Annotated in this window: 19 protein-coding genes and 1 pseudogene; 15 read left to right on the plus strand and 5 right to left on the minus strand. The window is 37.9% G+C overall.

Annotated elements, in window-relative coordinates; genetic code table 11:
- The 5 genes from G7Y57_RS17265 to G7Y57_RS17285 form a co-directional block, all read right to left on the minus strand.
- Positions 1–271, minus strand: a 271-nt coding sequence (locus G7Y57_RS17265) for a multicopper oxidase domain-containing protein (RefSeq protein WP_165027117.1), incomplete at its 3' end; no start/stop codon positions are given.
- A 24-nt stretch (positions 272–295) separates the two neighbouring features.
- Positions 296–817 (minus strand): DUF305 domain-containing protein, encoded by a 522-nt coding sequence (locus tag G7Y57_RS17270; RefSeq protein WP_165027120.1) that lies wholly within the window; start codon positions 815–817, stop codon positions 296–298.
- A gap of 13 nt (positions 818–830) precedes the next feature.
- Positions 831–1,355, minus strand: coding sequence for a DUF3347 domain-containing protein (locus tag G7Y57_RS17275; protein ID WP_165027122.1), 525 nt, complete (start codon positions 1,353–1,355; stop codon positions 831–833).
- 24 nt (positions 1,356–1,379) lie between these two features.
- Positions 1,380–1,658, minus strand: a complete 279-nt coding sequence (locus G7Y57_RS17280) for a heavy-metal-associated domain-containing protein (protein ID WP_165027124.1) — start codon at positions 1,656–1,658, stop codon at positions 1,380–1,382.
- A 371-nt stretch (positions 1,659–2,029) separates the two neighbouring features.
- Positions 2,030–2,179 (minus strand): hypothetical protein, encoded by a 150-nt coding sequence (locus G7Y57_RS17285; protein WP_221412151.1) that lies wholly within the window; start codon positions 2,177–2,179, stop codon positions 2,030–2,032.
- Positions 2,180–2,608: 429 nt separating this feature from the next.
- Between G7Y57_RS17285 and G7Y57_RS17290 the strand changes: the two genes are divergently transcribed.
- From G7Y57_RS17290 to G7Y57_RS17355, 15 genes and pseudogenes are all read left to right on the plus strand, one after another.
- Complete coding sequence (locus G7Y57_RS17290) at positions 2,609–2,932, plus strand: ArsR/SmtB family transcription factor (RefSeq protein WP_165027126.1); 324 nt, start codon at positions 2,609–2,611, stop codon at positions 2,930–2,932.
- Positions 2,933–3,002: 70 nt separating this feature from the next.
- Positions 3,003–3,425: pseudogene (locus G7Y57_RS18105) on the plus strand (GNAT family N-acetyltransferase); the annotation flags it as partial.
- 51 nt (positions 3,426–3,476) lie between these two features.
- Complete coding sequence (locus G7Y57_RS18110) at positions 3,477–3,902, plus strand: arsenate reductase ArsC (protein ID WP_255491503.1); 426 nt, start codon at positions 3,477–3,479, stop codon at positions 3,900–3,902.
- Positions 3,895–4,941 carry an ACR3 family arsenite efflux transporter gene (arsB, locus tag G7Y57_RS17300; RefSeq protein WP_165027131.1) on the plus strand — a complete coding sequence of 349 codons (1,047 nt, stop codon included), beginning with the start codon at positions 3,895–3,897 and terminating at the stop codon, positions 4,939–4,941. The genes G7Y57_RS18110 and arsB overlap by 8 nt, the downstream gene beginning before the upstream one ends.
- Before the next feature lie 19 nt (positions 4,942–4,960).
- Positions 4,961–5,401 carry a nitrophenyl compound nitroreductase subunit ArsF family protein gene (locus G7Y57_RS17305; RefSeq protein WP_165027134.1) on the plus strand — a complete coding sequence of 147 codons (441 nt, stop codon included), beginning with the start codon at positions 4,961–4,963 and terminating at the stop codon, positions 5,399–5,401.
- A 7-nt stretch (positions 5,402–5,408) separates the two neighbouring features.
- Positions 5,409–5,804, plus strand: a complete 396-nt coding sequence (locus G7Y57_RS17310) for a hypothetical protein (protein WP_165027136.1) — start codon at positions 5,409–5,411, stop codon at positions 5,802–5,804.
- A 1-nt stretch (position 5,805) separates the two neighbouring features.
- Entirely contained in the window at positions 5,806–6,504 is a 699-nt protein-coding gene (locus G7Y57_RS17315; RefSeq protein ID WP_165027139.1) for an aromatic aminobenezylarsenical efflux permease ArsG family transporter, read from the plus strand.
- A 17-nt stretch (positions 6,505–6,521) separates the two neighbouring features.
- Positions 6,522–6,755: a thioredoxin family protein gene (locus G7Y57_RS17320; protein ID WP_165027141.1), complete on the plus strand. Its 234-nt coding sequence runs from the start codon at positions 6,522–6,524 to the stop codon at positions 6,753–6,755.
- Positions 6,756–6,856: 101 nt separating this feature from the next.
- The gene (gene arsD / locus G7Y57_RS17325) at positions 6,857–7,210 is read left to right on the plus strand and encodes an arsenite efflux transporter metallochaperone ArsD (protein WP_165027144.1); all 354 of its coding nucleotides are present in this window, start codon (positions 6,857–6,859) and stop codon (positions 7,208–7,210) included.
- Between the two features lie 88 nt (positions 7,211–7,298).
- Positions 7,299–9,020, plus strand: a complete 1,722-nt coding sequence (gene arsA / locus G7Y57_RS17330; protein WP_165027147.1) for an arsenical pump-driving ATPase — start codon at positions 7,299–7,301, stop codon at positions 9,018–9,020.
- A gap of 33 nt (positions 9,021–9,053) precedes the next feature.
- Complete coding sequence (locus G7Y57_RS17335; protein WP_165027149.1) at positions 9,054–9,638, plus strand: sigma-70 family RNA polymerase sigma factor; 585 nt, start codon at positions 9,054–9,056, stop codon at positions 9,636–9,638.
- A 123-nt stretch (positions 9,639–9,761) separates the two neighbouring features.
- A complete protein-coding gene (locus G7Y57_RS17340) occupies positions 9,762–10,079 on the plus strand; it encodes an arsenic metallochaperone ArsD family protein (RefSeq protein ID WP_165027152.1) in 318 nt (105 codons plus the stop codon).
- A gap of 24 nt (positions 10,080–10,103) precedes the next feature.
- On the plus strand, positions 10,104–11,876 hold the full coding sequence (gene arsA, locus G7Y57_RS17345) for an arsenical pump-driving ATPase (RefSeq protein ID WP_165027155.1): 1,773 nt from the start codon (positions 10,104–10,106) through the stop codon (positions 11,874–11,876).
- A 125-nt stretch (positions 11,877–12,001) separates the two neighbouring features.
- A complete protein-coding gene (locus G7Y57_RS17350) occupies positions 12,002–12,181 on the plus strand; it encodes a hypothetical protein (RefSeq protein ID WP_165027158.1) in 180 nt (59 codons plus the stop codon).
- Positions 12,182–12,291: 110 nt separating this feature from the next.
- Positions 12,292–12,807, plus strand: a complete 516-nt coding sequence (locus G7Y57_RS17355; protein WP_165027161.1) for a hypothetical protein — start codon at positions 12,292–12,294, stop codon at positions 12,805–12,807.
- The last annotated feature ends 23 nt before the right edge of the window (positions 12,808–12,830 follow it).

Genomic DNA, 12,830 nt, shown 5'->3' on the forward strand with positions numbered 1-12,830 from the left:
CGTTGGGTAAAAGCAGACCATGCCAGTGAATAGATGTTTCGTGCATCATATTGTTATGCACATCCACTACTGCCGTATCTCCTTCGGTGAAATAAAGTGTCGGCATCGGGATTTGACCGTTAGCAGCAATTGCTTTTTTATTTTTCCCCGTATAATTTACAATGGTGTCATTGATATATAAATTATATTCCTTGATGTTTTGTGACTTTACCGTGGGAATTGTAACCGACAGCACAAAAATCGAAAATAGTATTTTACTAATCTTTTTCATATACAGTGAGTATATATTTTTTGTTTACTTATCTCCAAATTCTTTCAGCTTTCGCTTCATAAATTCTATTTCTTCTGCTTGGGTTTTGAGTATGTTTTTTTGCAGCTGTATCAGTTCGGGGTCGGTAAGGTTTGCTTTTTCCGACATCAATACTGCGGCTGCGTGATGGGGTATCATACCTTTTACAAATTGTTTATCGCCAACATTTATTTGCTCCCGAATACCAAACCATGAAAAAATACCTATTGCAGCAGAAATTATTATAATGCCCCAATTGATCTTCTTGTTTTCATACATACCCTTCATTATCCATATTTCAATAATCAACATTGCAGAAACCATCAGCAAGGTCATATACAAATTATTAATGTTGTGGATAAGATTATTTAAACCGTCAATCATAGCATACATTATAAAATACATTGCTGCGAACATTACAACCGCCATAATTGCAAAGCGTTTGTACATTGCTAAAGAATGGTTGCCGCTATGCCCTTCATTTTTAGGGCTATGTTGCATTTCCTGTTTGTTTTCCATATTTTCCATAATAAAGGGGGTTTTATTTGTTGTTAATTGTTTCTTGTACGCTACCGCAGGTAAGCATTTTGGCACCGTAATAAGGATTCTTAATAGCCTTATCCAGACTCAACCAATTTGCTCCACCCTTTTTCTTGTTATACATCGGGCAATGTTGATAATATACAGTTTTCCCGTATTTAACGACTTTCATCAGTTCAAACATATTTTTCGACAGTGATATGAAATACTCTCTGTGATGACCAATATCATTTGTACCTTTCATATGTTCGGCATCGAAATTGAGTTTGGATTTAAGATTCATCCAGATAGTGTGGCTGTTTCCCAGTTTATCCATAGGTACGCCTGCTATGTTTTTGTATAAAGATTCGGCGGCACTTTGCACCGCTTTGCCATCACTTGCAACTAAAGCATCCTTGAGTGTAAAATATGCTTGATAAACAGGTTGTAATGCCACATTGGTATCCTGATTCTGGGCACTGGCGGGCTGATTGTATGATACAATTGCTAAAAGTGTGACTACTATTGCTAAAATTAACTTTTTCATTTTGATTCAATTTAGAATTTGTAATTACTTTCTGTATTTACAGCAATTAGGTAAGGCGGCATAAGTTGCTATGTCTGCTTCATATTTATTTGTGTCATGACCGGCTTTGGCTATTGCCTTACTAATCCTCTCTACTGATGTATCGGATTCATCGAAACTCAAGTGTAATTGCTTTGTCTTTTGATCCCAGTTTGCAGATGATACACCGCTGATCTCTTTAGCTGCATTTTCGATACGTGCCTTGCACATTGAGCAATTTCCCTGAACTTGAATTATAACTGTTTTTTGTTCTTTCGCTTCCATGTTTTCTTATTTTAATGGTTATGCTACAATTATAGAATAAGAGGGCTTCTTGTCTCTAGTTGTAAATAATGAGATAAGGGGTTAGATTTTTAATTCTTATTGGGTATTATAAGTGAAGTATTTCCGATCGCATCTTTTGTGACCGCATTATAGACTATAAAGTACACCTAATTCTGCGAAAGGAGATGTTATTCGGAAAGGATAAAGAAGTATATTATATATAACAAGCCTAAGGAGGTATTGTTATCCGAAAAAATGAATCTTAACTTATCTGAAAAATAAATCCATAATAATTACCGTACCCTTTTTCGATTGGAATTTATCAATTGCCGGAACAAGCCTTCTAAAGTGTTCTATACGGCAATGTGTAGCTAATGCTTCCCTATCGGACCATTCTTCGATAAAAATGATGAGATGTTCTTGGGCTTCAATGCCAATTGTGAAGCCGGAACAGCTACATATTCAGCATGGACTTTTGCGTGTCCGATAAAGTTTATCATACCGAAGACTTCGTCTCCCATTTATTCATGACAATCTGTTGGCGGGACTAAGAGAGTTAATTAAATCAGGCATGTAGATATTTGCTAAATCTTTTGAGTGTCATTTTCCAAAAGAATAACCTAGATTATTTTTTTAGTGATGATTTGTCTGGCGATATAACCTATTCTGACAAATTCCCTTGACATAGTTATACAATTTGAAAATTCATCGCCTTTTAAGGTATGCTAAAAATTATATAATCTTAATTCTTATTTTTATATAAAAAATATTAGGATATAACACTTACATAGATATGTTCAGGTAAAATTTACTTTACATAATAAACACGGATAAATTTCATACCTATATAGTTAGCGTCAAAACCAATAAAGAATCTAAAAATTACCATTCGGCATATTACGAATTGAATATAATTCGTATATTTGCGAACTGTAAATAATATATATCCTATGTCGAAAAAAGAATTAACCAAAGAACAAGAGCAGATAGCACGCTTTGCCAAAGCAATGGGTCATCCTGTGCGTATAGCCATACTACAATTATTGGCAAGCCAGACCTGTTGTTATCACGGCGATATGTCTGAAATACTACCCGTAGCAAAAAGTACCCTTTCACAACATCTGAATGAACTGAAAGATGCCGAACTGATACAGGGAACAATTACACCTCCCACAGTGAAATACTGCATCAATAGGAAAAACTGGGAAACAGCACAAAAACTATTTTCTACATTTTTCAAAGATGTTCAATTTGATGCAGAATGCAGCATTTAAAAAATTTGTCTTTTCTATTCGTAGTTCCTCGAACAGCGAATAGAAAGTGTGTAAAATTAATCCCTACGATATGAATACAATCAGATTAGCAAAGCAAGAAGATATAGAGCAAATAAAGAAACTCTACCGGGAAACAATCATATCCGTAAATATCAAAGATTATACATTTGAACAAGTTGATCTGTGGGCAAAACGTGGAGAAGATAATGACACTTGGGTACAACGTATCAACGAAGAATATTTTATTGTCTGTGAAATTGAAAACAAAGTAGTCGGCTTCTGTTCTCTCAAACCCGATGGATATTTAAATACTCTCTTTATTCATAAGGATTTTCAAGGACAGGGCATCGCAAAAGCTCTGTTGTCAAATATTGAGCAATATGCCAAAGAAGTCGGGATAAAAGAGTTAACTGCGGATGTATCTCTTACAGCTAATGGCTTCTTTTTAAAGAATAGCTTTACCGACTTAGGACAACAAACCGTCTGCATAGGCATACCTATGAGTAATAACAAGATGATTAAACAACTAAATAATAATACAACAATGAAAGTACTTATTCTTTGCACAGGCAATAGCTGCCGCAGCCAGATGGCTCATGGTTTCCTTCAATCGTTCGATGCGTCACTCGAAGTTTATTCCGCAGGAACAAATGCAAGCGGAAAACTAAATCCTAAAGCGGTTGAAGTAATGAAAGAAGCGGGAGTCGATATTTCACATCACACTTCCGATAGTGTTGACAAATACCTTGGTATCGAATGGGATTATGTAATTACCGTTTGTGGAGGAGCTAAAGAAAGCTGTCCCGCCTTTATCGGCAAGGTAAAGCACCGTTTACACATTGGTTTTGACGATCCGTCCGATGCTGTTGGCACACCTGAGTTTGTACAATCCGAGTATATCCGTGTACGTGATGAAATCAAAAAAGGGTTTTATGAGTTTTATTTAAAAGAGATAAAAGGAAATGAGTAAAAAAAAGATGAGCTTCTTGGATAAGAACTTAACTCTTTGGATATTTATTGCGATGGCTATCGGGGTGGGAATAGGTTACTTCTTTCCCTCGGTAGCCGGCACAATAGATTCCATGTCGAGTGGAACAACCAATATCCCTTTGGCTATCGGGCTTATCCTGATGATGTATCCGCCACTGGCTAAAGTTGATTATAAGCTGCTACCTAAAGTCTTTACCAATGTAAAGATTCTTAGTACCTCTTTGATTCTGAACTGGATTATAGGACCATTTCTAATGTTCTTGCTGGCAATAACCTTTTTACATGATTATCCCGAATACATGGTGGGTGTTATCCTTATAGGATTAGCCCGTTGTATTGCAATGGTTTTAGTATGGAACGATCTGGCAGAAGGAAATACCGAGTACGGTGCAGGCTTGGTTGCTCTTAACAGCATCTTTCAAGTGTTCTTTTACAGTTTTTATGCTTGGCTGTTTGTTACCAAACTACCTCCTTTATTCGGCTTCGAGGGTGCTATCGTAGATATATCTATCGGTACGATTGCCGAAACGGTAGCCATCTATCTTGGTATTCCTTTCCTGATGGGTATTCTAAGCCGTCTGATATTGGTAAAAATGAAAGGGGAACAATGGTATAAAGAGAAATTTATTCCTGCCATATCACCCATTACATTAATCGCCCTGCTTTTTACCATCGTATTAATGTTTAGCCTAAAAGGAGATCTTATCGTTCAAATTCCAATGGATGTAGTACGTATTGCCATACCTCTACTAATCTACTTTGTCCTGATGTTCCTTATCAGTTTCTTTGTTACAAAAGCAATGGGAGCGAGCTATGACAAGAATGCCTCTGTATCGTTTACTGCCACAGGCAATAATTTTGAACTGGCTATTGCAGTTGCTATCGGTGTATTCGGAATACATAGCGGACAAGCCTTTGCAGGAGTAGTCGGTCCATTGGTCGAAGTACCTGTATTGATTGCCTTAGTAAACATAGCCTTCTGGCTGAGAAAGAAGTATTATAAAACAGAACAACTATAAACCAATAAAAATAAATCGTATGAAGAAAACACTTTTACTTTCACTATTTACCCTGTTGCTAATCTCATGCACAGGCGGAAAAACAGAAAACAAACAAGAAACAGCAGAAGCAACGACATCTGAACAGACTGTTGCAACTGCCGATGCTTCGACCGTAAACGTTTATTATTTTCACGGAAAACAACGTTGTAAAACCTGTATTACAGTCGGCGATCTGACCGCAAAGACCATTAAAGAAGCCTATCAGGGAAATGAGAACGTAAAATTTATAGAAGTAGATACAAGCGATAAACAATTCGAGGATTTGGTGGAAAAATACGAGGTTTCGTGGAACGCCTTGATTATAGCCAAAGGAGATCAGTCGGTTAACTTAACCGAACAGGCTTTTGCGAACGCAATTAATACACCTGATGTACTTGTCAAGCTGATTAAAGAAGAAGTAAATAAAAATCTAAATTAATAAAACGATGAAAAAAGTAATCCTATTTCTTGTCCTTAGCTTAATAACCACTGGTGTATTCGCTCAGAAGAATAAAGCGGAGGTTCTCTATTTTAAAGCTCAACTTCCTTGTTGTCAGGCTACAGCCTGCAATAGTCTTGAACAGGAAGTGAAACTAATTATTGAAAAGAACTTCACAAAAGGCGAAATCTCTTTCAAACAGGTGGCTCTTGGAGATGCCGGCAATAAGGCACTTGTTGACAAATACAGTGCAAAATCCCAAACAGTAGTTATTGTTAATACTAAAAAGAAAACGAATAATTCGGTAGATGTATCTGACATTGTCCGCCGTTATGCAAGAACAGATGATAAAGCGGTATTTGAGAAAGAACTGGTTGCCAAAATCAAGGAAAGTTTAAGCTAATATGGAGTTTTTACAACAGTTGGTTGACAATTCGGATATTCCATTACTGACGGCATTTATCCTGGGATTAATGACAGCTATCAGTCCTTGCCCATTGGCTACAAATATTACAGCGACAGCCTATCTAAGCAAGGATATTACCGAAAAAAGAAGAGTGCTTCTTAGCGGTATATTCTATACGCTCGGACGTACTTTCAGCTATACCACTTTAGGGCTGATATTTTACTTTGGAGCCAGTAAATTTCAGGTTGCAAAACTACTCCAAAACGTCAGCGGATTGTATTTGGGTATTGCATTGGTGATAATCGGTATATTGATGCTTGACTTAATAAAGCTGAATATTCCGGGATTGAATAAGATCAGTCAGAAGGTCAGCCAGAAGAATATGAAAAAGAGCTACCTGAATGCATTCCTACTTGGCGTTCTCTTTGCATTGGCTTTCTGTCCGTATAGTGGAGTTCTATACTTTGGAGTGCTTATACCAATGACTATCAGCAGTGCATCGGGATTATTACTACCTCTTGTTTTTGCGGTAGCAACAGGATTGCCTGTCATAATCATAGCTTATCTACTGGCTTACAGTATGTCGAATGTGGGTAAGTTCTACAACCGGATGAAAAGTTTTGAGGTATGGTTCAGACGTATCGTATCAGCCATATTCATCTTAGTAGGTATTTATTACATAATCATCAGTGTATAAACAGCAAAAAACAAGCTATGGAAATTATCATATTAGGCACAGGCTGTGCCAAGTGTAAAACAACTTTTGAGGCAGTGCAAAAAGTAGTAGATGAGTCGGGAATTGATGCAACTGTTTACAAAGAAGAGGATATTCTCGAAATTGTCAAATACAATATTATGTCTCTGCCTGCTGTAGTAGTGGACGGCGAAGTGAAAATAAAAGGCTATGTGCCTACAAAAGAAGAAATACTAAAAGCAATAACAATTTAAGGTATCAGACCTATTTGTTGCTTTGGTAAACATAATAGCAAGAGATTGTTATAGTTATAAAAGCACCAATTATCAGTCAAAATTATTCAAAATAAATTATTATGATAGATTTAAAATTAGATACACGAAAAGTGATGAAGATATACGATCCTACGCTTTGTTGTCCGACAGGATTGTGTGGCGTTGATATTGATCCCGAACTAATGCGTATAGCAGTAGTTTTGGAAACACTCAAGAAAAAAGGTATTCCCGTTGAGCGTTTCAATTTGCGTGACCATCCGCAAGTCTATGTTTCCACCAAAGTTATTAATAATTGCCTTATGGCAGAAGGAGCAGATGTTTTTCCGATTACCACACTCGATGGGGAAATTGTACTCAAAAAAGCTTATCCTACCAATAAGCAGATATCTGAATGGCTCAATGTTCCCGAAGAAGAGCTTATCATAAAAAAGTGAAATAACAATTTAAGTCTCCTAATAATAATTATTCTATCCTTAAAAATGGCTAGAACAGAAATTCTCATCCCTAAAAAAGAAAAAAGATATGAAATTATATAATCCATCCACCGAAAGTTTCACCAAGTATATATTCTTTACCGGAAAAGGCGGAGTAGGTAAAACATCCATTGCCTGTGCTACTGCGGTAAACCTTGCCGATTCGGGCAAAAAAGTATTACTGGTTAGTACCGATCCTGCATCCAACTTACAGGATGTGTTCGATATGCCATTAAATAACAAAGGTACAGTCATCAAAGAAGTACCTAACCTGACTGTTATTAATCTTGATCCCGAACAGGCCGCACGGGAATACAAAGAATCCGTGATCGGACCATACAGGGGCAAGTTGCCTGAAAGCGTTATTATCAATATGGAAGAACAGTTATCAGGCTCATGCACGGTTGAGATTGCTGCCTTCAATGAGTTTTCGGATGTGATAACCAATGAAGAGAAACGTAAAGGTTACAGCCACATTATCTTTGATACAGCACCAACAGGTCATACTTTGCGTATGTTGCAACTGCCATCGGCTTGGAATACCTTTATCGATGAGAATACAACGGGAGCATCTTGTTTGGGTCAACTATCGGGGTTGGAAGATAAGAAAGGGATATACAAAGAAGCAGTAAGAACCCTGTCGGATGCCTCCCAAACTACTCTTTTTCTGGTAAGCCGTCCCGATGAAACGCCATTAAGAGAAGTGGAACGTTCTTCTAATGAATTATTAGAACTGAATATAAAAGCTCAAAATCTCATCATAAACGGCATACTGGAGAATTATGATGAAAATGATACCATTTCCAAACAACTATACGAACGTCAGCAAAAAGCATTAAATAATCGCTCGCAAGCATTGCTGAACCTGCCCACCTATTTTGTGCCTCTGCGTTCATACAATATGACAGGCGTTGACAATATCCGCAATATGTTGAACAGAGATGTGACAGTAACAATTCAGGTAGATGAAGTCGCAACAACTGATTTTAAGACGATTGAAAATCTGATCGAAGACCTGTACATCTCAGGCAAGCGTGTTATATTCACAATGGGTAAGGGCGGCGTAGGAAAGACAACCATTGCTGCAACTATTGCCCGTGGACTGGCAGCCAAAGGAGTGAAAGTGCATTTGAGTACTACCGATCCGGCAAACCATCTGGCGTATGTAAATACCAAAATCGAAGGAATAACAGTCAGCCATATCGATGAGAAAGCAGTACTTGCCGCCTATCAGGAAAATGTATTGGATAAGGCTCGTGAAACGATGGGAGACGCAGACTTAAGCTACATCGAAGAAGATTTACGTTCTCCGTGTACACAGGAGATTGCTGTTTTCAATGCCTTTGCCGAGATTGTAGCCAAAGCCGACGATCAAGTGGTTGTAATCGACACTGCACCCACAGGTCATACCTTATTGCTTTTGGATTCTACACAAAGTTATCACAAAGAAGTAGAACGTACACAAGGTAATATATCTCCTGCCGTTCAGCATCTACTACCAAGATTGCGTAATGAAAAAGAAACAGAAGTGGTAATTGTTACTTTGCCCGAAACGACTCCTGTTTTTGAAGCTCAACGTTTACAGGAAGATTTATCACGAGCAGGCATTAAAAATAAATGGTGGGTGGTTAATTCGAGTATGCTGCTTACACCGACCCAAAGCCCTTTCTTAAAAGCAAAGGCTCAGAGCGAGATACAATGGATAGAAAAAGTGAGGGAGCTATCCAATGGTAACTTTGCTGTAATCCCTTGGACAGAGATTGTAGAGTAAAATGATTCATTATTTACATAGAGCTATTTAATTATGAGTACCTGTTGCAATATAAACGAAACGATACAGGATTTCTATGATGCTTTATTCGCTTATGCTTTAACTAAAGTAGAAGATAAAGAGCAGGCAGAAGACATTGTACAGGAAGTGATGTACCGTTTTGCAAAAGCATATCAGAATAATACCGAGATTCAGCACCTCAGAGGCTGGCTGTATCAGACCACCCGTCATGTAATTGCAGATCATTTCCGAAGCCTGTCACCGTCTTCGGAATTGACAGAACAAATGGAGATGACTCCGGACGAGCCTGCTGAATTTGAACTGGAAGATGAACTGATCGCTCAGATGGTAAAACTGTTACCCGAAGAATACAGCATCCCCCTTTTATGGAGTGATATCGACAATGTTCCTCAAAAAGAGATAGCGGAGAAACTGGGACTTAAACTTTCGGCAACAAAGATGCGTATCCAACGGGCAAGAAAGATGCTTCATGAAATGTTTCTTGAGCGTTGTGAAATAGTATATGATAAGAATGGAAACTTTGTACATTGTGATATTAAAATCACATGCACACCTCTTCTTGAAATAGAGAAGAATTTGACTGATAATCAAAAATAAAACCATACTTAACTTACTGTTTATAAACGATTCATAATTTATGGATCGTTTTTTTTATTTCCAAATGTGTCTTTTTATAGTTTTTTCCGACTTCTTATATGAAAACAATAAAACAGAAATGATATGACACGTAAAATTACAATTTTTGAAATGGGTGGTTGTTGCTCCACAAGCTTAACAAGCCCCGAAACCTATTCAGAGCTACAACGTCTTGACCGTGATGCCGATATTTTAAGAAATAACGGAGTTGAACTAATCCGCATCAATGTTGCCATGAAACCCGACTTGCTGGCTCAGATACCAAATATAGACGATTATCTGAGTGATAAGGGGATTGACATTTTCCCTTTGACCATCATGGAGAATAAAGTAATAAAAGAAAAAGAGTATCCGACACAAGCTGAACTAACGGCTTGGACAGGAATTGAAATCAAAGAATAACAATCAATAAATAATTAAATAAATATGAAAAGGAATCAATTAATCGAATACAATCCCGAATCAATAAACCTGACCAAGTATATGTTTTTCACAGGTAAGGGAGGTGTCGGCAAGACTTCGCTGGCGTGTGCGACAGCCGTTACACTGGCAGACCTTCAAAAAAAGGTCTTGCTTATCAGTACCGACCCTGCATCTAATTTACAGGATGTTTTCAGTACACAGCTCAACAATAAAGGCAGTCTTATAAGCGAAGTTCCCAATCTGACTGTAATTAATCTGAACCCCGAAGATGCGGCACATGATTATAAAGAATCTATTATAGCACCTTATCGGGGAAAGCTGCCCGAAGCTATGATTAAGAATATTGAAGAACAGTTGTCGGGATCATGTACCGTGGAAATTGCAGCCTTCAATGAATTTTCGGAAATTATTACCAGTAAAGATAAATCGGCATTGTACGATTACATTATTTTTGATACTGCTCCCACAGGACATACCCTGCGAATGTTGGAACTGCCATCGGCATGGGGTAACTTTATCAGTAACGAAACGCCATCGGCTAATTATGTGGGTCAGCTATCGGGTATGCGTGAGAAACAGGAAATGTATATGGAAGCGGTAGAAAAACTATCCGATCCAAAGCTGACAACCCTTGTTCTTGTATCCCGACCCGACTATACCCCCTTGCAGGAAGTATCCCGTTCATCCAACGAATTATGGGATATGAATATTAAGAATCAATGGATGGTGGTAAACGGATTGTTGAGTGACGGGGATAAGAACGATATTATTTCTACCGAACTTTATAATAAGCAAACCAATGCGTTGGAGCAGTTACCCGAAAATCTTGATTCATTAAAGAGTTTCTATGTTCCGCTCCGATCCTATAATCTGACAGGAATAGAAAACCTACGCCGTTTCTTTAAACAAGACATTATTCCCGATACTCAGGATGCTGGTTCTTTTGACGAATATAAAACTCTGAAAGAATTGGGTCAATACCTTAGCACGACAAACAAACGTGTAATTTTCACGATGGGTAAAGGCGGTGTAGGTAAAACAACACTGGCAGCCTCGCTCGCTCTTGAACTGGCATCAAAAGGACAAAAGGTACACCTGACGACAACCGATCCGGCTGACCATCTGAAGTTCATTATTCAGGAGGAAAATAATATTACGGTAAGTAGTATTAACCCTGAAGCCGAATTAACTGCATATAAAAATGAGGTTATTCAAAAAGCGAAAGACGCAGGGAAAAACAAAGAGGAAATAGCCTATGTGGAAGAAGACCTTCGTTCGCCTTGTACAAAAGAGATTGCTGTTTTCAGAGCCTTTGCCGAAATTGTCAGGAAAGCCGATACAGAAGTGGTAATTATCGACACAGCTCCGACAGGACATACATTGCTTTTGTTGGATACGACTCAAAGTTATCACAAGGAGGTGGAAAGAACACAGGGAGATATACTCGAATCGGTTCGTAATCTGCTACCCCGACTACGGGATAAGAATGAGACAGAGGTTATCATCGTTACCCTGCCCGAAGCTACGCCTGTTCTCGAAGCAGAACGCTTGAGAGAAGATCTCAAACGTGCAGGTATCGAAAATAAATGGTGGATTGTAAATAACAGCATGATAAATACACCCACTCAAAATCCTCTTTTAAAAGCAAGGGCTGTTTCGGAAAAGAAATGGATTAACGAAGTCAATCGTATCTCGTCAGGTAATATGGTGCTTGTCCCTTGGTATAATCAGGAGTTGAAAGGTGAGAATCTGAGACTGTTGCTTCAGGAAAAATAAGTATCTAATTGACAATATAATTAAGGTCGCAGACCTTTTTATTACTTTGTCAGGGTATAATAACCAGAGGTAGTTATAACTATAAAACAGAGCAATAAATACTTACTGTTGCTTACAATCAAAAAATGGAAAAGAATAAATCAAAAAACTTCTGGGATTCTCTCACTGCTGCCACTCAGGAAAACAGTTGCTGTTCATTACCGACAAAAGAAGTAAAAATAGAAGATACAGCAGGCACAAAACAGGAGGCATCCGAAAACAATTCGGATGAAAATAAATCACCCCAATCCGGCTGCTGTGGCTAAGATAAATTAACCGGATAAAAGATATAGGTTCTATAGTGTATGATACATTATGGAACTTGTTTATTTGTGTTTAGTATTCAATAATTAATAGTCTTCAAATCAATCAAAATATGAATAAATTAAAAACAATCGGCTCAACAGTAGTAGGTGTATTCTCATCTGTTCTGGCTTTTCTGGGCTTAGTTACTTGCTGTGGTTTACCCATTTTAGCAGGGATTCTTGCCTCAATCGGTATTGGTGCATCACAGCTTAGTTTTTTTGCCGAATATAGAATATACTTCATTGCTCTGGCTATTGTATCCTTGCTGTTCGGTTACTACCAACTGTACTTTAAAAGGCAGAAAGCCTGCTGTGATTCAACAGGCGATGACCTAAGTGAAAAGCGAAACAGTTGCTGTACGGATCAGGTAGAGGAAAAACAGAACAGTCCGAAACCTCAGAAATTTCAAAAGATATTTCTTTGGATAGGTACAATCATTGTTGCTGTCACTCTTATTGGGGGGAATAATATGGATAACTCAACTGTGGAACTAACTCCATCAGATGAATGTTGTAGCGATGTACAAACAACTGAAGCTGGAGAAGGAACTTCTTGTTATTCAGATTCAACTATAAATAAAGTTTGAGACCTCAATAATATCATTATGAA

The sequence above is a fragment of the Dysgonomonas sp. ZJ279 genome (assembly GCF_011039205.1).
Taxonomy (GTDB): domain Bacteria; phylum Bacteroidota; class Bacteroidia; order Bacteroidales; family Dysgonomonadaceae; genus Dysgonomonas.